25 protein-coding genes and 4 tRNA genes are annotated in these 23127 nt (G+C 63.7%); 25 read left to right on the top strand and 4 right to left on the bottom strand.

From position 1 onward, the window contains the following. Positions 1-130: 130 nt before the first annotated feature. Positions 131-1264, top strand: a complete 1134-nt coding sequence (locus KF715_06130; GenBank protein MBX3736244.1) for a formylglycine-generating enzyme family protein — start codon at positions 131-133, stop codon at positions 1262-1264. Positions 1265-1318: 54 nt separating this feature from the next. Here the strand turns inward: KF715_06130 and KF715_06125 are convergent, their stop codons facing one another. After that, a complete protein-coding gene (locus KF715_06125) occupies positions 1319-1561 on the bottom strand; it encodes a hypothetical protein (protein ID MBX3736243.1) in 243 nt (80 codons plus the stop codon). 325 nt (positions 1562-1886) lie between these two features. Between KF715_06125 and KF715_06120 the strand changes: the two genes are divergently transcribed. From KF715_06120 to KF715_06070, 11 genes are all read left to right on the top strand, one after another. After that, positions 1887-2651 (top strand): 50S ribosomal protein L25, encoded by a 765-nt coding sequence (locus tag KF715_06120; GenBank protein MBX3736242.1) that lies wholly within the window; start codon positions 1887-1889, stop codon positions 2649-2651. Between the two features lie 60 nt (positions 2652-2711). Then, positions 2712-3308 (top strand): aminoacyl-tRNA hydrolase, encoded by a 597-nt coding sequence (gene pth / locus KF715_06115; protein MBX3736241.1) that lies wholly within the window; start codon positions 2712-2714, stop codon positions 3306-3308. Beyond that, positions 3295-3585: a 30S ribosomal protein S6 gene (gene rpsF / locus KF715_06110; GenBank protein MBX3736240.1), complete on the top strand. Its 291-nt coding sequence runs from the start codon at positions 3295-3297 to the stop codon at positions 3583-3585. Before pth ends, rpsF begins: the two co-directional genes overlap by 14 nt. Positions 3586-3614: 29 nt before the next feature. Further along, positions 3615-4079 (top strand): single-stranded DNA-binding protein, encoded by a 465-nt coding sequence (gene ssb / locus KF715_06105; GenBank protein MBX3736239.1) that lies wholly within the window; start codon positions 3615-3617, stop codon positions 4077-4079. Positions 4080-4128: 49 nt separating this feature from the next. After that, positions 4129-4665 (top strand): 50S ribosomal protein L9, encoded by a 537-nt coding sequence (gene rplI / locus KF715_06100; GenBank protein ID MBX3736238.1) that lies wholly within the window; start codon positions 4129-4131, stop codon positions 4663-4665. A 216-nt stretch (positions 4666-4881) separates the two neighbouring features. After that, a complete protein-coding gene (dnaB, locus tag KF715_06095) occupies positions 4882-6309 on the top strand; it encodes a replicative DNA helicase (GenBank protein MBX3736237.1) in 1428 nt (475 codons plus the stop codon). A gap of 25 nt (positions 6310-6334) precedes the next feature. Then, on the top strand, positions 6335-8665 hold the full coding sequence (gene bamA / locus KF715_06090) for an outer membrane protein assembly factor BamA (GenBank protein ID MBX3736236.1): 2331 nt from the start codon (positions 6335-6337) through the stop codon (positions 8663-8665). A gap of 20 nt (positions 8666-8685) precedes the next feature. Beyond that, the gene (locus KF715_06085) at positions 8686-9384 is read left to right on the top strand and encodes an OmpH family outer membrane protein (protein ID MBX3736235.1); all 699 of its coding nucleotides are present in this window, start codon (positions 8686-8688) and stop codon (positions 9382-9384) included. A gap of 194 nt (positions 9385-9578) precedes the next feature. Beyond that, the gene (gene lpxD / locus KF715_06080) at positions 9579-10610 is read left to right on the top strand and encodes a UDP-3-O-(3-hydroxymyristoyl)glucosamine N-acyltransferase (GenBank protein MBX3736234.1); all 1032 of its coding nucleotides are present in this window, start codon (positions 9579-9581) and stop codon (positions 10608-10610) included. A gap of 42 nt (positions 10611-10652) precedes the next feature. Further along, positions 10653-11600: a ribose-phosphate pyrophosphokinase gene (locus tag KF715_06075; protein MBX3736233.1), complete on the top strand. Its 948-nt coding sequence runs from the start codon at positions 10653-10655 to the stop codon at positions 11598-11600. Between the two features lie 58 nt (positions 11601-11658). After that, positions 11659-13110, top strand: coding sequence for a Do family serine endopeptidase (locus tag KF715_06070; GenBank protein MBX3736232.1), 1452 nt, complete (start codon positions 11659-11661; stop codon positions 13108-13110). A 216-nt stretch (positions 13111-13326) separates the two neighbouring features. On the opposite strand, the gene pyrE is transcribed toward KF715_06070, so the two are convergent. Beyond that, positions 13327-13893, bottom strand: coding sequence for an orotate phosphoribosyltransferase (gene pyrE / locus KF715_06065; protein MBX3736231.1), 567 nt, complete (start codon positions 13891-13893; stop codon positions 13327-13329). A gap of 59 nt (positions 13894-13952) precedes the next feature. On the opposite strand from pyrE, the gene KF715_06060 reads away from it, so the two are divergent. From KF715_06060 to KF715_06000, 13 genes are all read left to right on the top strand, one after another. Beyond that, a complete protein-coding gene (locus tag KF715_06060; GenBank protein MBX3736230.1) occupies positions 13953-14798 on the top strand; it encodes an MBL fold metallo-hydrolase in 846 nt (281 codons plus the stop codon). Positions 14799-14855: 57 nt separating this feature from the next. Beyond that, positions 14856-15860, top strand: a complete 1005-nt coding sequence (locus KF715_06055; protein MBX3736229.1) for a hypothetical protein — start codon at positions 14856-14858, stop codon at positions 15858-15860. 110 nt (positions 15861-15970) lie between these two features. Next, positions 15971-16045, top strand: a tRNA-Lys gene (locus KF715_06050). Positions 16046-16090: 45 nt separating this feature from the next. Beyond that, positions 16091-16165, top strand: a tRNA-Thr gene (locus KF715_06045). Between the two features lie 55 nt (positions 16166-16220). Then, positions 16221-16294, top strand: a tRNA-Gln gene (locus KF715_06040). Positions 16295-16556: 262 nt separating this feature from the next. Then, positions 16557-17216, top strand: a complete 660-nt coding sequence (locus KF715_06035; GenBank protein ID MBX3736228.1) for a MotA/TolQ/ExbB proton channel family protein — start codon at positions 16557-16559, stop codon at positions 17214-17216. A gap of 40 nt (positions 17217-17256) precedes the next feature. Further along, complete coding sequence (locus KF715_06030; protein MBX3736227.1) at positions 17257-17676, top strand: biopolymer transporter ExbD; 420 nt, start codon at positions 17257-17259, stop codon at positions 17674-17676. Positions 17677-17723: 47 nt separating this feature from the next. Further along, positions 17724-18152: a biopolymer transporter ExbD gene (locus KF715_06025; GenBank protein MBX3736226.1), complete on the top strand. Its 429-nt coding sequence runs from the start codon at positions 17724-17726 to the stop codon at positions 18150-18152. A 3-nt stretch (positions 18153-18155) separates the two neighbouring features. Continuing rightward, on the top strand, positions 18156-18812 hold the full coding sequence (locus KF715_06020; protein ID MBX3736225.1) for an energy transducer TonB: 657 nt from the start codon (positions 18156-18158) through the stop codon (positions 18810-18812). Between the two features lie 3 nt (positions 18813-18815). After that, entirely contained in the window at positions 18816-20162 is a 1347-nt protein-coding gene (locus tag KF715_06015) for a hypothetical protein (GenBank protein MBX3736224.1), read from the top strand. A 15-nt stretch (positions 20163-20177) separates the two neighbouring features. After that, on the top strand, positions 20178-20711 hold the full coding sequence (locus KF715_06010; GenBank protein ID MBX3736223.1) for a hypothetical protein: 534 nt from the start codon (positions 20178-20180) through the stop codon (positions 20709-20711). Positions 20712-20734: 23 nt separating this feature from the next. Beyond that, positions 20735-21265, top strand: a complete 531-nt coding sequence (locus tag KF715_06005) for a hypothetical protein (GenBank protein MBX3736222.1) — start codon at positions 20735-20737, stop codon at positions 21263-21265. Positions 21266-21401: 136 nt separating this feature from the next. After that, positions 21402-21478 (top strand) — tRNA-Pro (locus tag KF715_06000). A 14-nt stretch (positions 21479-21492) separates the two neighbouring features. Here the strand turns inward: KF715_06000 and KF715_05995 are convergent. Further along, positions 21493-21969, bottom strand: a complete 477-nt coding sequence (locus KF715_05995; protein ID MBX3736221.1) for a hypothetical protein — start codon at positions 21967-21969, stop codon at positions 21493-21495. Positions 21970-22117: 148 nt separating this feature from the next. Continuing rightward, the gene (locus KF715_05990) at positions 22118-23110 is read right to left on the bottom strand and encodes a dihydroorotate dehydrogenase-like protein (protein MBX3736220.1); all 993 of its coding nucleotides are present in this window, start codon (positions 23108-23110) and stop codon (positions 22118-22120) included. Positions 23111-23127: the final 17 nt, after the last annotated feature.

Here is a 23127-nt window from a genome sequence, read left to right as displayed (position 1 = left end):
TGCCGTGTCACCTGAGTCGCTGGTCCGGTGAAACACGAAGCCGCCGAACTGCCCCATGGCCATCCTTGCAACACGACCGCGTGCCTGCGGAAGCTTGCCTGAAAGGCGGACGCGCGTTCCCTCGGCGGGCATGCTCCACGTCGTCCGCTTCCCTGCGGTGCTCGCGCTGGCGGTTGGACTCGGCGCTTCCGGCGCAGAGGGAGCCGCCGCCTTTCAGCCCACGGTCGTCAATCGCGCCGAGCCGGGCGAGCCGGCGCCTGCGGGCATGGTCTGGATTCCGGGCGGCGAATTTTCCATGGGCTTGGCCGAGTTCGGGCCTGAATTGTGCGGCGCGGGTGGCGAGACGGGGAGCGACGCTCAACCAATTCATCGTGTCGCGGTCGCGGGATTCTGGATGGATGCCACCGAGGTCACGAACGAGGCGTTCGCCCGGTTCGTGGCGGCGACCGGTTATGTGACCGTGGCGGAGCGCAAGCCGCGCGCGGAGGATTTTCCCGGCGCGCCGGCGGAGCTGTTGGTGCCCGGCTCCGTGGTTTTCGTGCCGCCGGCGGAGGCCGTGCCGCTCACGAACGCACTGGCATGGTGGCGCTATGTGCCGGGCGCGGACTGGCGTCATCCGCAAGGGCCGGGCAGCACGATCACCGGCCGCGAGCGTTATCCGGTCGTGCATGTCTGCTACGAGGACGCCGAGGCCTACGCGCGGTGGGCGGGGAAGCGGTTGCCGGCCGAGGCCGAGTGGGAATTCGCGGCGCGAGGCGGACGGGCGGGCGAGCGTTTTCCCTGGGGAAATGAGCTGACTCCGGCCGGCCGGTGGATGGCCAACATCTGGGAAGGCGAGTTTCCTTACCGGAATTCCGGCGCCGATGGTTTCACGGACGTCGCGCCCGTGGCGTCTTTTCCTGCGAATGCCTACGGGTTGTTCGACATGGCGGGCAACGTCTGGGAGTGGTGCAGCGATTGGTATCGGCCCGATACCTACGCGCGGGATGCGGCCGCCGCGCCGGATGGCTTGACCCGAAACCCGCGGGGAGCGGCGCAGGATCGCTCGTTCGATCCGGCGGAGCCGGGAGTGCCCAAGCGCGTGCAACGTGGAGGATCCTATCTGTGCTCTGACCAGTATTGCGTCCGCTACACGTTGGGCTCGCGCGGCAAGGGCGCGCCCGACACCGGCAGCACGCATTTGGGCTTTCGGTGCGTGCGCGATGTCCGGTCGAACGGTGGGCGGAGCGCCGCGGAAGACGCGCGGACGCCGCCGGCGCGGTGATCTTGGTGTTCGCCCAACGGGCGCATGCCGCGTGCGCGCTGTGGTTGGCGCGGCTCAGAGCTTCAAGCTTTTCACGTCGATCAGGCCGTCGAGCATGAGCACGACCGATTGCACCATCGGGCACGGCGGGCAGGAGAAGCGCACGCGGTCGCGCACATAGGCGATGTCGTCGACCGGCAGCGGGCGCATCTCGGCGTTGATGAGTTCGAGGAGGGCGTCGTCACGCATGTCCTGGGGGCCGGCCGCGAGCTGGCGGAGGGCTTCCCGGACTTTGGGCGTGAGGTTGCGTCGCTTCATGGGCGCCAGCATGCGCGAAACGCGCCGGAATGCCAGTGGTGCGCGCGAAAATCACGCGCCGGGACTCGCTTTTGTCGCGCGCTCGGAACCGAAATCCGGGGCCGGGGCAGGGGAGCAGGCGATGAGTTGAACTTCGGCGCGTGGGACGGCGCGGGGGCGGGGAGCGCAGGGGCGGCGCGCGCGTCTGCGAGGCGAAGTTGTAAAAACGGGATTCGGGTCGCTCGCGAAAGTTTTGTTTTGCTTCGCCGGGGCGCGGTGTCTCAACTCTCGCCTCTTTTCCACTACGCCTGCCTCCAATTCCGGGGTCACAGGGGGAACGAAAACCATGAAGAAATACCAACTCACCGTCACGACCCGCGAGGGCACCGGTCGCAGCGCCTCCCGCCGCCTCCGCAAGGCCGAGAAGATTCCGGCCATCCTCTACGGCAAGCACACGAAACCCGAGACTCTGTCCGTCAGCGCGACCGAGTTCGTCAAGCTCCTCAAGGACATCGCCGGCCGCGCCGCGCTGGTCGAATTGAAGCGCGATACCGGCGCCGCCGCTCTCTCCTTCCTCCAGGAAGTCCAGCGCGACCCGATCACCGACAAGTATCTCCACGTCGACCTTCAGGAAGTGAAGGAAAACGAGAAGATGGTCATCAACGTCGCCGTCGTCGTCGTGGGTGAAGCCTCCGGCGTGAAAAACGAAGGCGGCCTCCTCGACGTCGCCACCAAGCGCCTGAAGATCCGCTGCCTCCCGAAGGATCTGCCGTCGTTCATCGAAGTCGACGTCACGCCGCTCAAGCTGAACGAGTCGATCCACGTTTCCGAAATCAAGACGGTCGCCGGCGTCGAGTTCCTCGACAATCCGAACCAGGCCGTCGTCCTCTGCGTCGAGCCGCAGGAAGAAGTCGCCGCCACTGTCGCCGCCGCCACGCCCGCCGAGGGTGCTGCCGCCCCGGCCGCTGGCGCCGCTGCTCCCGCCGCCGGCGATGCCGCCGCTGCTCCCGCTGCCGCGGGTGCCGCTGCCGCCAAGCCCGGCGATGCCAAAGCCGCCGCCGCCGCGCCCGCCAAGGACGCGAAGGCCGCCGCCCCCGCCGCCAAGAAGTAATCGTTTTCCCGCGGTGCGCCGCCAACCCGGCGCACCGCGTTGCAGCACGTTCTTTGATCCATGTCCGTCACGCTTCTCGCTGGACTGGGCAACCCCGGTGCGAAATACGCCGCCACTCGTCACAACCTTGGTTTCAAGGTCGTCGATGCGCTGGCCGCGGCCGAAGGGCTCTCGTGGAAACACGAGCCGCGCTTCGAAGCCGATATCGCGCGCTGGAATGTCCGACCCGGTGAGACCCGCTGGCTGATCAAGCCGCAGACCTTCATGAACGAGAGTGGCCGCGCCCTGCGCAAGCTCCTCGACTTTCATAAGCTCCCGGCCGAATCGCTCGCAGTGGCCTACGATGAAATGAACATCGATCTAGGTCGCGTGAAACTGTCGGTCGACGGCTCCGCCGGCGGCCACAACGGCATCGCCAGCCTGCTCGAGCACGTCGGCAACGGATTTCTCCGTTACCGGCTCGGCATCGGCAGCAGCGAACGCCCGGTCGGCATGGACCTCGCAGACTACGTGCTCGGAAAATTCTCCCTCTCAGAACAAACAATCATCGATCAAAACCTGAAAACGTTCGTCGAAGGCGCCCACCTGCTCTTCACCAGCAGCTCCGCCGAAGCGATGAACCGCCTCAATCGCAGAACCCGCCATGAACAAGCGTAACTACAAAGCCACTTTCATCCTCGATAATCGCGGCAAGGAAGACTCCGTCGACCAGATCATCGAAGGCGTGAAGAAGGAAATCGTCGCCGTCCAAGGCGACGTCACCGCCATCGAACAACTCGGCCGCCGCGACTTCGCCCGCAAGACCGATCCGAAGTTCCCCGCCGGCGTCTACGTCTCCATCGCCTTTTCGGCCCCGGCCGGTGCCAGCGCGCAACTTCAGGAGCGCCTCCGCCTGAACGACAACGTGTATCGCACGCTCGTCCAGAACGCCTAACCGCCCAACGCGCCCCGCGCCTCCGCCCCATGGCCAATCTCAACAAAGTCATGCTCATCGGCAACCTGACGCGCGATCCGGAACTCCGGGTCACGCCGAAGGGCACCGCCATCTGCACCTTCTCGCTCGCCGTGAACCGCAAGTTCAAGGACGAGAGCGGTGGCGAACGTGAGGAAGTGACCTACGTTGACATCGAAGCCTGGGGCAAGGCCGGCGAGAACATCTCCAAATACTGCACCAAGGGCCGCCCGCTCTTCGTCGAAGGCCGTCTGCGCCTCGACCAGTGGGAAGACAAGAACACGAAGGAAAAACGCAGCCGCATGAAGGTCGTCTGCGAAAACTTCCAGTTCCTCGGCTCCGGCGGCGCTCAGCGCAGCGAAGGCGGCGAAGGCGGCGGCGAGAGCCGCAGCTACAGCCCCGCGCCCCGCGCCAGCGCCCCGAGTCGCCCGGCTCCCGCCGCGCAGGAGAATCTCGACGAAGACGTGCCGTTCTGATCCGCGGCGCGCGTTAACTTACACAAAAACAAAACAACTCAGTCCGACAATGGCTCACAACGAAGTGCTCCTCCTCAAACCGGTCGACGGCCTTGGCGCCGAAGGCGACCAGGTCCGCGTCCGCGCCGGCTATGCGCGTAATTTCCTCCTCCCGCAGGGCATTGCGGTTCCGCTCACGGTTTCCAACCGCAAGCAGATCGAAGCCCTGAAGAAGGCCCGCGGCATTCGCGAAGCCAAGGAACTCAACGGCGCCCAGGAACTCGCCGAGAAACTCAAGAAGGCCAACATCGCCATCGCCGTGAAGACGGGCGAGGGCGGCAAGCTCTTCGGCGCCGTCACCGGTAACGACCTCCACGACAAGCTCGTGGCGGCCGGCATCGAGGTCGAGAAGCGCCGCATCCACCTCGGCCAGCCGGTCAAGACCCTCGGCAAGCACGAGGTCACGATCAAGCTGCACCCCGAGGTTTCGGTGGAGATCTCCTTCGAGGTCGTCTCCGAGAACCCGATCATCCCGGCCGCGGTCGAGGCCGCCCCGGCGGGCGACAAGTTCGACCGTCCGCGCCGCGAGCGCAAAGAGCGCGCCTAAGCGCAAAACCCGTTCCCATTCTGCCGAAGCCGCGACGCAAGTCGCGGCTTCTTGCTTGTAGACTGAACAAGTTCGCCGCGGCAGCCAGATCGTGGCGGGAGCTGGACGCTCCCGCTACTTTGAGCGTGCGTGCTCGCTCACGTGGCGCTTGCGAATGACTTGTGGGCAAAATTTCTGACTCGGGGATTGCTCGGATGCCTTCGGGTCACAACAACCATGCGTTCCATGGTGCAGCCGACTCCCGACAACCCCGACCGCCCCGCTTCGCGCCGTAGCGCCTTCCGTGGCAATGACGGGAACCAGTCGCCGGTCTCGCGCGAAATGCCGTGGAGCGAGGAGGCCGAGCAACACGTCATCGCGTGTTGCTTGCTCGATGGCAGCGACACCATCGCGCGTTGCATGGAGGCGCGCGTCGGCGCCGAGTGTTTCTTCTCCGCGGCGAACCGCCTGATTTTCGAGGTCATCGTCGATCTCTATCAGAAGAGCCCGCCGGTCACCCTCGAGATGCTCGCGGAGGAGTTGAAGACGCGCCGCCAGCTCGAGGCCATCGGCGGCTTCCCGTATCTGATGCAGATCACGGGTAAGATCCCGACGACGGCGCACGCCGGCTACTTCATCGAGAAAGTCCGCGAGAAGCACCTATTGCGCGAGCTGATCAAGGCCGCGACCGGCGCGGTCGAGCAATGCTACAGCTTCACCGGCGGGCTCGAGGAGTTCATCGACAAGGTCGAGCAGGAGCTTTTCAAGGTCACGCAGGACCGCGTCAGCGACAGCGCTTCCGAGATCAAGGAGGCGATGAAGGACGCCAACACCGTCATCGCGAAGCTCCTCATGAAGAAGGGCGAGCTGACGGGCGTCTCGTCGGGCTTCAAGGACCTCGATCAGATGACATTCGGCTTCCAGAAGCAGGAAATGATCATCATCGCGGCGCGCCCCTCGATGGGTAAGACCTCGTTCGCGCTGAACATCGCCGAGGCGGCCGCCATGCCCAAGAAGGGTGATCCGGCGCCGGTGTTGATCTTCTCGCTCGAAATGAGCGCGGCCCAGCTCGCCCTGCGTATGCTGTGCGCCCGGGCGCGCGTGAACCTCAAGCTCCTTCGCGACGGCCTCGTCTCGCGCGACGGCGCCGAGGTCAACGCCCTCGGTCGCACCGCCGAGGAGTTCAAGAAGGCTCCCATCCTCATCGACGACTCGTCCAGTATCACGGTCATGGAGATGCGCGCCAAGGCCCGCCGCATCTATGCCCGCAAAAAACTGGGCATGATCATCGTCGACTACCTCCAGCTGGTGAACGGCACCGACCCGCGCGCCCCCCGCGAACAGCAGGTGGCCGAGGTTTCGCGCAATTTAAAGGCCATGGCGAAGGAACTGGACCTACCGGTAATTGTCCTGAGTCAGCTCAACCGCGCTTCCGAGAAGGAGAATCGCACGCCCCGCTTGTCGGACTTGCGAGAATCCGGCTCGATCGAGCAAGACGCTGACGTGGTCCTCATGTTGTCCCGCCCCAAGGATGCCGACGAGAAATTCCAGACTGCCGCCAACGCGGCAGACTTAATCGTTGCCAAGCAACGTAACGGCCCGGTAGGTGATTTGAAATTAACTTTCCTCCAAGAAATTACGCGCTTTGAAAACTTCACTCCGTAACCCGGTTCGGCGGGTTTTTGCTCTCATTGTTTTGGTTCTGGCCGGGGTGACCGGCGCGTTCGCCCAACCGGCGCCTCGCAGCGGTGCAGCTGCGCAGGAGCAGGCCCCGCAGGGCCCCGTCTACAAGATCGGCGCGATCTCCGTGAAGTTCGTGGGCGTCGCCAACGTCAGCGAGCAGATCGTCCGCGCGAACATGTCCCTGCGCGAGCAGAGCGACCTCGACGAGACGCTCATCGACCGCGACATCCGCTCGCTCTACCGCACCGGCCTCTTCGAATTCATCGAGGTCAAGCGCGAGCAGCTGCCCAACAACGTCGTCAACCTCGTCGTCGAAGTGACGCCGAAGTTCCGCGTCCTCGCCGTGAAGTTCGAGGGCAATTCCTACTACAAGGAGCGCCGCCTCAAAAAGGAGATCAAGACCGTCCCGAACGGCGCCCTCGACGAGCGCCAGGTGAAGGACGACTCCGAGAAGGTCTACGAATTCTACCAGAAGGCCGGTTTCAACCAGGCCCAGATCAACTACACCATCGACCGCAATCGCAGCACGGGCTTCGGCACTGTGACTTTCAAAGTCCGCGAAGGCGCGAAGGTGAAGATCTCCGACATCAAGTTCGTCGGCAACGATCACGTCAAAGCCCGCCGCCTCCGCAAGGAGATGGAGACTTCCAAGTGGCACCCGTTCTCCTGGCTGACCGGCGGCGGTCGTTTCAAGGACGACGACTTCGACGAGGACTTGAACAAGCTCCGCGACTACTACCGCGAGCAAGGCTACCTCGACGTCGAAATCGCCGAGGACAAAGTCACCTTCGATTATCCGACCCCGAGCAAGCTCGTCATCACCATCCGCGTGAACGAGGGCCGCCAATACCGCGTCGGCGACATCACTTTCACCGGAAACAAGATTCACCCGTCGCGCCTCCTCGGCCTCGTCGTCCGCCAGCGCAAGGGCACGCTCTTCGTCCCGTCCAAGCTCGATAAGGACGTCGAGAACCTCGAGGACTTCTACGGCCGCTCCGGCCACCTCGACACGCGCGTGCGCCTGAACCGCAAGCCCAACCTCCAGACCGGCAACATCGACATCGAATACGCGATCACCGAGTCCGAAAAGTTCCAGGTCGAGTCCATCAACATCGAGGGCAACTCCAAGACCAAGAGCATCGTCATCCTCCGCGAACTCGTGCTCGGCCCCGGCGACGTCTTCGACTCCGTGCGCATGAAGATCTCGAAGATCCGTCTCGAGAACACGCGCTTCTTCGAGGACGTGAACGTCACGCCCGAGTCGACCAACATCCCCGGCCGCCGCAACCTCCGCGTCGCCGTCCACGAAGCGCGCACGGGCAACCTGACCTTCGGCGCCGGCTTCAGCTCGCTCGAGAAAGCCGTCATCTTCGCCGAAGTCACGCAGTCGAACTTCGACCTCTTCAACCGCAAGAGCTTCTTCCAGGGCGACGGCCAGAAGTTCCGCCTCCGCCTCCAGCTCGGCTCGCAGTCCTCCGAAATCGTCCTCGCCTTCGAAGAGCCCTGGCTCTTCGAGCGCGAACTCGCCTTCGGCTTCCAGCTCGCGCGCACGACCTCCGACTACCAATCGGCCTACTACGAGGAAATCCGCACCTTCGGCCAACTCTACCTCCGCAAGCGTCTCTTCGGTCTCGTCGAAGGCACCGCCACCTACAGCTACGAAATCGTCGACATCGCCAACGTCGACCCGGCCGCCCCCGCCATCTTCCAGTCCCTCGCCGGCAAGACGACGATCTCCAAGATCGGCTTCTCGCTGCTCCGCGACACGCGCGACAAGATCATCAACACCACCCGTGGCAACCGCATGGAGTTGATCACCGAAGTCGCCGGCGGCCCCTTCGGCGGCGATACCGACTACTACCGCCTCGAGTTCCGCGGCGCGCAATTCTACCCGGTCTTCGAATTCCAGGAACAGGTCCTCGGCCTGCTCGCCCGCGGCGGCGTGGTGGAAAACTACGGCCGCAGCACCAGCGTGCCTTTCTTCGACCAATACTTCCTCGGCGGCCCGCAAACCTTGCGCGGCTTCGAGTATCGCGAAGTCGGCCCCAAGAACAGCGTCGGCGAGCCGCTCGGCGGCAAGTCCTACGGTTTCGTCTCCGCCGAATACTCGTTCGACGTCGTGAAGCCCATCCGTTTCGCCATCTTCTACGACGGTGGCTTCGTCAACCGCGACGCCTACGACTTCTCGCCCGCCGACTGGAACGACAACTTCGGCTTCGGGCTCCGCCTCTTCGTCGCCGGCGCGCCGCTCAGCCTCGACTTCGGCATTCCGCTCACCGGCGACAAATTCAACAAGAAGGGCAGCCAGTTTAACTTCAACTTCGGCACCCGCTTCTAAACTCACCTCACCTGATCCCCATGCACAAAGCTATCCGCACCCTCCTTGCCTGTGCCGGCCTCCTCGCCGGCGTCGCCTCCCTGCAGGCGCAGGCCCTCCTCAAAGTCATCGTCGTCGACATGGCCAAGGTCTACGACACCCACTACAAGACCGAGGAAGCCAACGCAAAATTCAACGACGCCGCCCAGCGCGCCCAGGAACAGCTCGAGAAGCTGAACCAGGACATCCAGAAGGACGTCGAGGAATACAAGGCCCTCGTCGAGCAGACGAAGAGCCCGCTCGCCAACGACCAGGCGCGCGCCAAGGCCGGCGAAGACGCCCAGAAGAAGATGCAGGACATCCAGAACCTCCAGAACGAGGCGCAGAATTTCCGCAACAACACCCAGCGTTCACTCCAGCAGCGCGCCAAGAACCACCGCGACCTCATCATGGACGAAATCATGAAGGTCGTGAACGACATCTCCCGCGCCAAGGGCGCCACGCTCGTCCTCGACAAGTCCGGCCCGAGCATCCTCGGCATCCCGGTCATCCTCTACAGCGACCCGAGCTACGACATCACCGACGAAGTCGTGAAGGAAGTGAACAAGGACCGCCCGGCTCCCGCCGCCGCTCCCGCCACCACCGGCGCCGCCGCCGCTCCAGCCGCGACGACTCCCGCCGCGAACAACGCCGGCGGCTTCACCGTCCCGAACGTCACGCCGCAGCCGAAGAAGCCGTAAGGCACGGCCGCACATCGCGGTCGTTCCGCGCATTTCAGTTTTCCAGGCCGGTCGAAAGACCGGCCTTTCCTTTTGGCGGGCATCGCTGTCCCCCAGCGACGCCCATCGAGCCGCGCGCCGTGCTTTGCCTTCGAGCGAGCCGCTCGGCTCCTCCTGCCTTGCCCTGCGCGGGAGAAGCGGGCTTGTTTTCCTCCATGCAGGTCGCCTACACGCCGGAGGAAATCGCTGCGATCGTCTCGCCCCAGCGCATTTCCGGCCAAACTGCCCAGAAAATCCGCGACATCGCCTCGCTGAAATCCGCCCAGCCCGGCGACCTCTCGTTTCTCGGCAACCCGAAGTATCGCGCCGAAGTCGCCACCACCCGCGCCTCGCTCGTCCTCGTGCCGCTCGACCACGTCGGCGAGCCGCAGGCCGACCAGACTTTTTTCTACGTCGAGAAACCCTCCGTCGCCCTCGCGCGCCTCTGCGCCCGCATCGAGCAATCCCTTTGGCCCAAGCCTCCCGCCGCCATCCACCCGAGCGCCGTGATCGCGCCGACCGCGAAGATTTCTCCGCAAGCCACCGTCGGTCCGCTTTGCGTCGTCGAAGACGGCGCGACCGTCGGTGCCGGCAGCGTTTTGCAGGCCTCGGTCTTCGTCGGCCGCAACGCGGCCGTCGGCGAGAACTGCTGGGTGCAGCCTGGCTGCGTGATTTCGGACGGTTGCGAACTCAGGAACCGCGTCCGCCTGCAGCCCGGCGTCGTGATCGGCTCGGACGGCTTCGGCTACGAATTCGTGAACGGCCGCCACGAAAAAGTCCCGCAGATCGGCGTCGTGATCGTCGAGGACGACGTCGAGATCGGTGCCAACTCCACCCTCGATCGCGCCCGCTTCAGCCGCACCGTGGTGGGCGAGGGGACGAAGATCGATAACCTCGTGCAGGTCGGCCACAACGTTATCATCGGCAAGCACTGCATCCTCTGCGCGCAAGTCGGCATCTCCGGCAGCACCACGCTCGAGGATTACGTCGTGCTCGGCGGCCAAGCCGGCGTCGGCGGCCACATCACGCTCGGCAAAGGCACCAAGATCGGTGGCCAGACCGGCGTCGCCTTCAATACCGAGCCGGGCAGTTACCTCAACGGCACTCCGGCCATGCCCTACATGACCGAGCGCCGCCTGCAAGTTTTGCATCAGAAACTCCCCGAGTTGTTCAAGCGGGTTGAAAATCTGGAGCAGCGACCGAAATAGACTTCCGCCCCCGGGAGGAAATCCCTTGGCTCGCGCGCACACATGAAGGACACGCGGCTGAAAATCTTCTCCGGTTCATCCAACCGCCCGCTTGCAGAGGAAATCTGCAAGTCCATCGGCGTCCCGCTCGGCGAGGCGACCGTGACTTGCTTCCCCGACGGCGAGTCCTTCGTGAAGATCAACGAGAACGTCCGCGGCGCGGACGTCTACATCATCCAGTCGACCTGCCCGCCGACGAACCATCACCTGATGGAGCTGTTGATCATGATCGACGCCGCCAAGCGCGCCTCGGCCGCGCGCATCACGGCTGTCATCCCGTTCTACGGCTACGCGCGCCAGGACCGCAAAGACCAGCCGCGCGTGCCGATCACCGCGAAGCTCGTCGCCAATCTCCTCACCGCGGCCGGCGCCAATCGCGCGCTCATGATGGATCTGCACTCGCAGCAGATCCAGGGCTTCTTCGACGTGCCGGTGGACCACCTCTTCGCGTCGCCGGTCTTCTTTCAATACCTCGCCACGAAACGCAGCCCCAACCTCGTGGTGTGCTCGCCCGATGTCGGTGGCATGAAGATGGCCGCGGCTTACGCCGACGCGCTCGGCGCCTCGCTCGCCCTCGTCGCCAAGAAGCGCATCAACGCCACGACGGTCGCCGCCACCAACATCGTCGGCGAAGTCAGCGGCTGCGACGTCCTCCTCGTCGACGACATCACCGAAACCGCCGGCACGCTCACTGCCGCCGCCAAGATTCTCCGCGAACACGGCGCCAAGACGATCCGCGCCGCCGTCAGCCACTGCGTCCTCGGTGAAGCCGCCTACAAGCGCCTCGGCGAGGGCCTGATCGACGAGCTCATCACCACGAACACCGTGCCGATCGACACCCGCGGCCTGCCAATCACCGTCCTCAGCGTCGCCCCGCTGCTCGGCGAGGCGCTCGTGCGCATCAACAGCAACGAGTCCGTCACCAGCCTTTTCAAAATCAAAGGCTTCTGAGGGCGATTGCGGAACGAGCGGAGCCGGCTAGTGTCCGACTCCGCCTCCCTTACTTTCCATGAAAGCCAAAGCGTTCGTTCTTTCGTTGTGCGTTGGCCTCGCGGCCGGCCTCATCACCCTCAGCGCTCAGACCAAGCCCGCCGTCGCGAAGGGCGCCAAAGCGTCCGCGACGAAGTCAGAGCTGAAACATCCTGACCTCAAGCTCGACACCACGCCCGTCGGCGAGGGCAAAGCGCCCGTCCTCACGAGCTACGCGGACGTGTTGACCGACGTCCGCCCCGCCGTCGTCTCGGTCTACTCCAGCAAGATCGTGCGCCAGCGCGTGCCGGAATTTTATCGTCAGCTCTTCGGCAACATCCCCGACCGCGAGCAGAAGCTCAGCGGCCTCGGCTCTGGCGTCATCATCTCGCCCGACGGCTACATTCTAACCAACAACCACGTCGTCGAGGACGCCGACGAGTTGAAAGTGGCGCTCTCCGACGACCGCGAGCTCCCCGCTAAACTCATCGGCACCGATCCTAAGACCGACGTCGCCGTCATCAAGGTCGACGCTGACAAGCTCCCGCACGTCACCATCGCCGACAGCGACCGCCTCCGCGTCGGCGACGTCGTGTTCGCCATCGGCAACCCGCTTGGCATCGGCCAGACGGTCACGATGGGCATCGTCTCCGCGACGGGCCGCAAGAACGTCAACCTCCTCACCGACCGCGAGCCCGACGCCTACGAGGACTTCATCCAGACCGATGCCGCCATCAACATGGGCAACTCCGGCGGCGCGCTCATCGACGCCAAGGGCCGCCTCGTCGGCATCAACTCCGGCATCGCCACCACCAACCGCGGCAACATCGGCATCGGCTTCGCCATCCCGATCAATCTCGCGCGCTCGGTCATGACCAGCCTCATTGAAACCGGCACCGTCGTGCGCGGCTATCTTGGCGTGTCGAGCGAGACGCTCACGGCCGAAGTCGCCGAGTCACTCGGCCTCCCCCGCGAGACGCGCGGCGTCGTCATCACCGATCTCAGCCCGAAGGACGGCCCCGCCGCCAAGGCCGGCCTGAAGCGCGAGGACATCGTCACCGCCGTCAACGGCCGCGCCATCGCTTCGCGCGACGACCTCCGCCTGACTATCGCGCAGACGCTGCCCGGCACCAAGGTTCGCATCGATTTTCTCCGCGACGGCAAGCCTCAGAACGCCGAGGTCACTCTCGGTAAACTCGAAGACACCGGTGCCGACGGCGAATTCCTGCCCGGCGTCGTGGTGCAGCAGCTCAATAACGACCTCCGCGGCGAGCTCCGCATTCCCAACGAGGTCGAAGGCCTCGTCATCACCGACATCGCGCCGACTTCGCCCTTCGGCGACGTCTTCCCGGTCGGCGCCGTGATCGAGCAAATCAACCGTGTCCCCGTCGCCGATGTCGCGTCGGCCAAGCGCGCCCTGCGCGAAGGCCGCAACCTCGCGCTCATCTACTACCGCGGCAATTACCGCTACGTCGGCTTCGTGCAGCGCTGAGCGCGCGAACCTCTGAACTCAAAGACGAAGGCGCGCCGACCGGCGCGCCTTTTTGTTCTCCGCTTTATCGTCTCGGTCTTGGAGGGCGCGGCTACTGCCGCGCCGAAAGCACCCGCAGCCCTCGCGTTGTTCGTGGCGCGGCAGTAGCCGCGCCCTCCGAAATTCGCGCATCGTGCAGATCGCCCCGTCGACGTGGCGGCGGCTGCGCGATTGCACTCAGCTGCCCGGCTTGCTCGCCGGAATCGCCGCCAGCTCCGGAGGCAGCTTGTCGGCTTCGTAAGTCGGAAAACTCAGCTCCAGCAGCGAAATCGTCGGCACGCTGAACTTCGCCTTGCCCTCGCTGCGGTCGACGAGCACGGCGACCGCGACCGCGTGCCCGCCCGCTTTCGCGATGATGTCGAGGCATTCCTGCACGCGACCACCGCGTGTGATGACGTCCTCGACGACGAGGATCTTCTCGCCCGGCGCGAGAGTGAAGCCACGGCGCATCACGAGCACGTTGTTTTCCTTTTCCGCGAAGATGAACCGGCTCTTGAACTGCCGCGCGACTTCCTGGCCGATGACGAGGCCGCCCATCGCGGGCGCGAGCACCGTCGTGAACTGGACGCCAGCGAGCCGGTCCTTCAACAGCGCGCCGAGCCGCTCGACTTCGGGCATGTATTGGCAGACCTGGGCGCACTGGAAGAAATGCCCGCTGTGCAGGCCGGAGCGCAGCACGAAGTGGCCCTGCAGGAGCGCGCGGGTGCGTTTGAAGATGGCGATGACTTCAGCCTGGACGTCCATGGGGCCGGAAACGTGTGGCAATCGTTGGCGAAATGGAATTCATTTCTGGTCGACTCCGCATGGACTCGACTGTCGCACCTCCGCTGGAAGACGAGCTGGGTGACGTCCTGGAAAAGGCCGCTCGCCACGCGGCGATGACTTATGAGGCGATTGCGAAGGCGGCCAACGTCGAGCTCACGCGGATTCACGACGCCGTCGACTATCGGCCAGATTTGAAGCCCGCCGAAATCAGCCGCCTCGCGCGCGTGCTGGATCTCAACGAAGTCGGTCTCTGCGCGCTCGCACAAGGGGCATATCCGCGGCCGGAGATCGGCGGGCTGCCGTTTTGCCTGTTCCCGCTGCGCATGCCGTTCGGCGTCGGCGTGGCCAACGCTTACGTCCTGTCGCAGGGCGGCGACACCGGCATCCTCTTCGACACCGGAGCGAGCGGCGCCGAGTTGCGCCGCGCGTGGCCGGCGCGGATCAAGAAGCTCGCGGCGGTTTTCGTGACGCACTACGAGGCCGAGCACATCGGCGGGCTCGAGGAGGTGATGGCGGAGTTCGGCTTGAACCATTTCTACGGACCGCCCACGGGACGCTGGCCGCGCTGTCTCGGGCTGGGGGAGGGGCAAACGGTCGAAGTGGGCGGCTTCACCATCCGGGCGATGCTCACACCGGGACACGCGGCGGAGCACAACTGCTATGTCGTGGCGTGCACGGCGCGGCCGGTGCGGGACGAGTTGGTGATTTCGGGCGACCTGATTTTCGCCGGCTCGCTCGGCGGCGGATATTTTTGCTGCCAGCGCCAGCTGAAGCACGCGCGGCGCGTGCTCGAGGCGTTGCCGGCGGAGGCGCTGATCGCGCCGGGGCACGGCCCGATTTCCACGGTGGCGAACGAGCGACGCTTCAATCCGTTTCTCGGTTGAGCGCTGACTCGCCGCGCGCTCGACAGCGTGCGCGTGACGCGGTCCAATCGGCGCGCGATGAAAAAGATCAAGGTCGCGCAGTTCGGCCTCGGGCCGATCGGATTGGAATCGTTGCAACTCGCCGCGCAGCAGCCGTGGCTGGAGATCGTCGGCGCAGTCGACATCGACCCGGCGAAGGTCGGGCGCTCGTTGACGGACGTGACCGGTCTCGGTCAGCTGGACGGATTGCGCGTCGTGCGCGATTTGGAGGAATTGTTCGGCGACACGCCGCCGGAGGTGATCCTGCACACGGCCTCGTCGAATGCCGCTGTGACGCTTGCGCAGATGCGGCCGGCGTTGGAGCTCGGAGTGAGTGTGGCTTCGACGTGCGAGCAGTTGATTTTCCCGGCGTTGAAGGCGCCCGATCTGACGAAGGAATTCGATGCGCTGTGCCGCCACACCGGGGCGCGCTTGGTTGCGACGGGCGTGAATCCGGGGTTTGTCATGGATGTGCTGCCGATTGCGGTAACCGGCGTGAGTCGGAGCGTGGAGAGCATCTTCGTGGAGCGCGTGGTCGACGCCTCGACGCGGCGTCAGCCGTTGCAGGCGAAGATCGGCAGCGGGCAGGAAGCGGAGGAGTTTCGCGCGAAGCTCCAGTCGGGCAGGGCGGGACACGCGGGCTTGCTCGAGTCTGCCGCGCTGGTCGCGCACGCCATGGGTTGGGAGCTCGACAGTCTCACCGAGGAGGGCGAGCCCGTGCTCGCGGAGCGCGAAATCGTGACGCGCTTCTTCACGGTGCCGCGCGGCAAGGTGTGCGGGATTCGGCAGCGCGCGGTCGGTGCGGTCGGCGGCGTGGATCGTGTCGTGCTCGATATCGCGATGTTCCTCGGTGCGCCTGAGCCGCATGACCGCATCGTGGTCGGCGGGCGCCCGCCGCTCGACGTGTGCGTGCTGGGCGGAGTGGCTGGAGATGATGCGACGGTCGCTGCGCTCATCAACGTCGTGCCGCGATTGCTGGCGGCGGTTCCGGGAGTGCGACTGGCGACGGATTTGACGCTGCCGAAGTGGGCGGGGAATTCGTGAGGCTTGTCGCAAAAATTAGCGGCCTTACCGTGTAGGAATTTCCTATGTTTCATAGGGGAATGGTGTTGACACCACATGCTCCGCGCCAAGGTTTGTCCTTCTGATTTTCTGGCTTCCTAGCTCAATGGTAGAGCAGCTGACTCTTAATCAGTAGGTTCGGGGTTCGAGTCCCCGGGGAGCCACCAAATTTGTTGTTTGAAGTTCCGAAGTCTCAGTGCGCAGCGCGCCTTGCCGGCGTAGCTCAACGGTAGAGCACCTGTTTTGTAAACAGGCGGTTGCGGGTTCGAATCCCATCGCCGGCTCCACTTTCTTGAACCTCCGGCAGGCCCACCCCACGCCGCGCGCACGATCACTTGCCACTGCCCGATGGTGTAATGGTAGCACGAACGACTCTGACTCGTTCTGTCTAGGTTCGAGTCCTAGTCGGGCAGCCATCACAACCAATGCGCGACTCATCGCAATCGCCGAAAAAGAAAGCGCATTGACAGGGCAAAGTGATTCTCAAACTTTTTGGCTCTCGTCCGCACACACCTCTTGCCCCGTAGTTACAACGCTTTCCCCGATACGCGCCCGGCCTGCAACAAAGGCGGTCGCTCGGCGTCTAACCTCCCCGCGCGGGACGTAGTCTAGCGGCGCTTTCCAGATTTCCACCCAGATAAACTTCATTCCCGGAAAATCTAATCCCTAAATCGCACTATGATCACTGCACACCTGCCCTTGGCGTTCCTGATGAACCAGACTCCGATGGAGCTGTTCAAGCACGGCGGCCCCATCATGTGGCCCATTCTGCTCGTGTCGTTCCTCCTCATCACGGTCGCCGTCGAGCGCATCATCTTCATCATCCGTGAAGCGACCCGCCGTCAGCCCGAGGTCGTTGAGAAGATGCTTGAGAAAGTGGAGACCCGTGACGTCGACGGTGCCGTCGAGATGGGCAAGAAGAGCCAGGACTACGTCGCGCGCATCCTCGTCTACGCGCTGACCCACAAAGAGCACTCTCTCGGCAACGCCTTCACCCGCGCCGCCAATCAGGAGCTCCAGCGCTTCTCGCAAGGCCTCCCGACGCTCGACACCTGCATCACCGCCGCCCCGCTGCTCGGTCTTCTCGGCACGGTCACGGGCATGATGAACACCTTCGGCGCCCTCTCCGGCGGCGACATCGCTTCGGCGGCCGGTCAGATCACCGGTGGTGTGGCCGAGGCGCTCATCGCGACGGCCTGCGGTCTCGCGATCGCCATCACGGGCCTGCTCCCCTACAACTATCTCAATGCCCGTCTGGAAGAAGCCCGTCACGAAGTCGAAGACGCTTCCAACTCCCTCGAGATCATCATCAACAAGTCCGAGAGCGTGAACCGCTAAGCGCGGGTCACCTTATCGGTAACCCTCGACCCATCCAGACATGCACGGCGGTGGTGGTGGCACAGGCCCCGGCGGCACCAAGAAGGCGCGCATTGAGATCATCCCTCTCATTGACGTCATCTTCTTCCTGCTCGCGACGTTCGTCCTGTTCACCCTTTCCCTCAACAAATCCAACGGCCTGAACGTTCAGCTCCCGGTCTCCGCGACCGGCGAACCGCGCGATCCCGCCGGCTCGGTCACCATCACGGTGACTGACGAAGGCACCCTCGCGTGGAACAAGGACCTCGTCACCCTCGACGAGTTTCTCCAGCGCCTCCAGCAGTTCAAGGCGTCGGACCCCGAAGGTCGCATTCTCATCAACGGCGACGAACGCGCGTTTTTCGCGCAGGCGATCTATGTTTTCGATGAAGCCCGCAAAGCCGGCTTCACGAAGGTGTTCATCGAAACCCGCGCCCGCTGATCTAAGAAAACGACGCGTCGCGCGTCACTCGTTAAGCACCCTCACACATGCAGCAAGGCACCAAAATCAAAGTCGCGAAGCTCAAGAAGGCGCGCATTGAGATCATCCCGCTCATTGACGTCATCTTCTTCCTTCTCGCGACCTTCGTGCTCTTCACGCTCTCGCTGAACCGCATCAACTCCGTTCCGGTCGACCTCCCCGCTGGCGTGCCCTCCACGAACAACAAGCAGGACGAGCCAACGACCATTCAGGTTTCCGAAGCCGGTAACATCTTCTGGAACCGCGAGCTGATCGACATGCAGGAGCTGCCTGCGCGCATCGCGCACTACAAGTCGCAGACGGAGGACCCGAAAATCCTCATCGCCGGCGACGAGAAGGCGCGCTTCGGCGCGACCGTCCAGGTGCTCGACGAAATCCGCAAGGCCGGCATCCAAAAATTCTCGGTCGAAACCCGCACCCGCCCCACCGGCAAGTAATCCATGCGTAGAGATCTCATCATCGGCCTCGTCGTCTCGATCGCGCTCCACGCGACGTTCCTCTACGGCTTCAACACCAAGCCCAAGCCCAAAGCCAAAGCCGCCGAGGAAAAGACCGAACTCATCCAGATGGAGATGCCTGTCATCGAACCTGAGAAGGAGGAGACGGTGGAGGAGCTCTCCGAGGAGGCTCCCACCAACCAGCTCGCCCCGCCGAGCCTCGCCGACGTTCCATCCGTGTCCGTGACTGCCTTCACGCAGCCGCTGCAGCCTCCGCCGCCTCCCGGCCTCACCGCCGCGAAGGGCGCGATTTCGATTCCGGTCGTGAAACCCGGCACCAAGCTCGGTGCCGGCATGAAGGACCTCTTCGACGTCGCCAACCTCGACCAAGTCCCGGTCGCTCGTGTGCAAGTCGCGCCGAATTATCCGTTCGAAATGCGCCGCGCCGGCATCACCGGCACGGTCACTCTCGAATTCATCGTCTCGTCCAGTGGCGATGTGGTTGCTGTGCAGGTCGTGAAGTCCAGCCAGCGCGAGTTCGAGCAGCCCGCCATGCAGGCGGTCTCGAAGTGGAAATTCAAGCCCGGCAAGAAGGGCGGCCGCTCGGTCAACACGCGCTGCCAGATCGATATTCCGTTCACTCTCTCCGAGGACTCCTAAATCATGTCTTCCCTCCTCTCCCGCTTCTCCGCTCGCGCGCTCGCGGCTTTGGCCGTCGCGCTGCTGACCGGCAGCGCGTTCGCCCAGGCTGAGAAGCCCTACAACCTCTCCGAGCCCGTCAGCGAGTTCCTGGGCGGCCCCTACAAGACCGCTGCGGAAGCCAAGAACTACGACGCGGTCCTCACGGGCGTGGATGCCCAGATGGCCAAGCTCAAGGATCAGGGCAGTTTCGATGCCGCCGTTCTCCTGCAAATCAAAGCGCAAACGCTCCTGCAGAAGACCGACTACAGCGCCGCAATCCCGCCGCTCGAACAAGCCCTCCAGCTCTCCGAGTCGCACACGCCGAACTACTTCGAGGAGCGCACCACGCTCGAGTTCCTCTACTTCCTCGCGCAGCTCTACTATCAGGAAGCGACGACCAGCAAGAATCCGGCCGTCATTGGCGGCTACTTCGATAAAGCGGACGTCTATATGGGCCGCTGGATGAAGCTGAACAAGAAACCGAATCCCGACGCGCTCCTCTTCTACGCTTCGCTGCTCTTCAACCGCGCCGCGCAGGATACCGAGCACCCCGACGTCGAAGCCGTCAAGAAGGCCCTCGATATCGTCGACAAGGCCATGCGCATGTCGACCCGCCCGAAAGACAATCTCTACCTGCTCAAGCTCGTCTGCCTCCAGCACCTCAATCGCAACGCCGAAGCCACCGAATTGCTCGAATTGCTCGTCAAGCAGCACCCGGACAATCGCAACTACTGGCAGCAGCTCGCTGCGCTCTACCTCGGCCAGCAGCAGGACATCCGCGCCATCCTCGCCTTCGAGCGAGCCCAAGCCAATGGCTTCATGAATGCCCCGAAGGACAACTTCAACCTCGTCGGCATTCACTTCAACATCGGTCAATACGAGCGCGCCGCCGAACTTCTCGAAAAGGGCCTCCACAGCGGCACGATCGAGAACGACCAAAAAAACTGGGAACTGCTCGCCTATTCCTATCAGCAGATGAATCGGGACTTCAAAGCCATCGACACGCTCAAGGAAGCGGCGAAGGTTTTCCCGAAGGCCAACGGTCAACTCGAATATCTCATCGCCCAAAATTACTACGCGATGGAGAAGCTCGATGAAGCGCTGCCCTTCCTCCAGTCCTCCGTCAAGAAGGGCGGCGGCAACAAGCCGCACTCCACCTACCTCTTCCTCGCCTTCATCGCCTACGAATTGAAGAAGTTCGACATTGCGCTCGACGCCGCAGAACGCGCGATCGCCACGCCCGAAGGCAAAGCCGAAGGCACCCGCATGAAGCAGGCGATTCAAGACCTCATCAAGGAACGCGAAGCCAAAGCCGCGAAAGCTCTCTAACCCCTTAAACGAAACATGAACAAGATCTACATCCTGGTCCCCCTGCTTGGATTGCTCGCCTTCGGCGGCATCTACTGGAACTTCACCAAGGAATACGAGGCGAAGCAGGTCGCCGTCCGTAAGGCGAAGGACGACGAGAAGAAGGAAAAGGCCAAGAAAGACATCCTCGCTCGCGAAGCCGCAATCAAGACCGCCATCGAGGCGACGGAAAAGCGCAAGAAGGAGCGCGAAGAGAAAGAGCGCCTCGATGAAGCCAAGAAGAAGGCCCGTCTCGAAGCCGAAGACCGCCGTCAGCGCGCATTCGACGACCGCAAGCGCACGCGCGACCAGCTCGAGCGCCTCAAGAAGGACGTCGAAGGCGTCAAGGCCGAGGTTGCCAAGCTTGAGGACGAGAAGAAGAAGAATGCCGATGAGCAGGCCTTCCTCCGCACCTATGTGAAGCAGGCCGAAGCCAACGTGAAGTATTACTACGATCTCCTCGATAAGCTCGCCGCCGCCGAAGCCGCCAAGGCCGCCGCCGAAGCCGCCGCCAAGGCCCAGAAGAGCTAACCCCTTCGTTTCGCACACCCATCATGAACAAGTTTTACATCATCGTTCCCGTCGTGCTGCTCGGCGTGTTCCTGTTTTTCTACAACGGCGCGCTGAAAGAAATGCACGAAAAGGAAGTCGCGAAGCAGGTCCAGAAAGACAAAGAGAAAGCCGCCGACGACGCGCGGCGCGCCGAGATCGAAAAGAAAGCCGCCGCCGACGCCAAGAAGCGTCAGGACGAGCGTGACGCCGAAGATCGCGCCAAGGAACAGAAGAAGATCAAGGAATACGAGGACGCGATGCGCCAGCTGAAGGACGAGGCCGACAAGTATCTCGCCGAAGCCGACAAGAACCAGAAGGACGCCAACGCCCTCGAGCTCCAGCTCAACGATCTCCGCTCCCTCAAGGAGAAGACCAATCGCGAAGCCTTCGAGCTCTCGAAGCAGGTCGAACTCGCCAAGATCGCGCGCCGCAATGCGGAGCTCGAAATCCAGCGCATGGTCGACATGGTGGCCACGAAGGTTGGCGCCAGCTCGTTCGCCGCGATGCCGCCGCCGCCCGCGCCGAAGAACTGATTTCTCCCTGACATGAACTTTCAGCCGCGTCGCGAGACGCGGCTTTTTTCTTTTCCTGCGCGTGACGTGTGCAGCGACAAGATTCTGCTTGCTTCGCCCTCGCGCAGGCGACTGATTAACCGCTCTCTTCCGCTGTCGGGGCGTAGCTTAGCCTGGTAGAGCGCTACGTTCGGGACGTAGAGGTCGTGAGTTCGAATCTCACCGCCCCGACCATTTTCGCCGCCTTTTCAGGCGGCGTTTGTGTTTCTGGTCGTCGCTTGGGCGGGATCGCGGTTTGGTCGGTAGAGCCTCACGAAGTCGCTTTCCACCCGCCTCGCCCCGAGAAAGAGAAACGCCGCGCGTGCGAAACCACTGAATGCCCCCAATCCGACGCCGAGCCCGAGATGCCGTCCGTCAGGATATGCGCAAAGTGCGGGGAAAAATAGAAAGGAGGCGAGCAGCCAGATCGACTCTCTTTTCGATAGATACTCCAGGCTCAGCCAAACAGAGATGCGAGAATCCTGATCGGCGCGAAGCAGCACTTGCGCTGGATAGCGAAACGGACCGGAACGGCCGTGGGGAGGCGCAGAGCACAGCAAGTCAGCGCCGTCCCGTCTCAGCGTGCCTCGAATGTGTTTCCAGTGCTGCATGGCCTTTCCCAAGGTCGACAAGGCCTCATCAGTGGTGCGGAAGCCTTGGGCGAGGAGCGTCTCTTTCGTGAGCATTTGATGCCGTCTGATCTGGCTGAGATGGTGATGCTCGAGTCTTACGCCTTTCAACCACGTTCAGATGAAGCTTCTCGAGGTGCCAAACGAAACAACCCGCGCTGCACCGCGCGGGTTGTGTTTTGCAGTTGGGACTATGGCCCCAGGTTCACTCCCGCCAGAGCTGGAGCGAACGAAGGTAGTTGCCGCGTTCGTAGGCTTCGGGGTCCGGGCAGTTGCGCAGGCTGAGCGCGCCGCGCATCTCGGACACCGAGGTGTATTCGAACTTGTCCATCCAGAGCTTCAGCTCGGTGAGGATGTTGCCGAGCGTGTCCGGGCCGTCGCGCAGGAGCGCGGCGACCACTTGGACGGCGTCGGCGCCGGCGAGCAGAGCCTTCACAACCTCGGCGGCGCTGTGCACGCCGCCGGAGCACGCGAGGCTCAGCTTCACCTGGTCGCGGAGCAGCGCAAGCGCGCGGAGGCGCAGGCGCAGGTCCTCGGGCGAGGAGAGGCCGAGTCGCGGCACGACGTCGAAGGTCTCGATGTCGATCTCGGGTTGGAAGATCCGGTTGAACAACACGACGCCGTTCACGCCGACCGTCTCGAGTTCGGCCACGAGATGGACGGGCGAGGTGAAGAACGGCGAGAGCTTCATCGCGATCGGGATCTGGACGCTGGCGCGCACGGTGCGGGCGATCTCGAGCACCCGGTCTTCGATCTCGGCGGACGATTCGTCGCGCCGGGTGGCGAAGAAGTAGGTGTTGAGTTCGATCGCGTCGGCGCCGGCCTTCTCCATCAGGCGCGCGTAGTCCGTCCAGGAACCGAGGTGCGTGCCGTTGAGCGACGCGATCACGGGCAGGTTGGTGGCGGCCTTGATGGCGGTGAGGCGGTCGAGGTATTCGTCCGGCCCGAGCAGGTAGTCCTGCCCTTGCGGGAAGAACGACGTCGCTTCGGCGAAGTTGTCCTGCCAGCGCTCGATGTGGCGCGAGACCGCGACGGCGTTGCCCTCGATCTGTTCGGCGAACAGCGAGTGCATGACGATCGCGGACGCGCCGGCATCCTCGAGCTTGCGGATGTTATCCAGGCGCATCGCGAGGGGCGACGCGCCGGGCATCAGCGGGCTCTTGAGCTCGAGGCCGAGATACTTGGTCGTGAGGTTCATGGGGTGGGGCGGGGTTC

The organism is Candidatus Didemnitutus sp. (assembly GCA_019634575.1).
Taxonomy (GTDB): domain Bacteria; phylum Verrucomicrobiota; class Verrucomicrobiia; order Opitutales; family Opitutaceae; genus Didemnitutus.
Note: the sequence above shows the minus strand (reverse complement) of the source record. Positions and strands in the feature narration are given on the sequence as shown.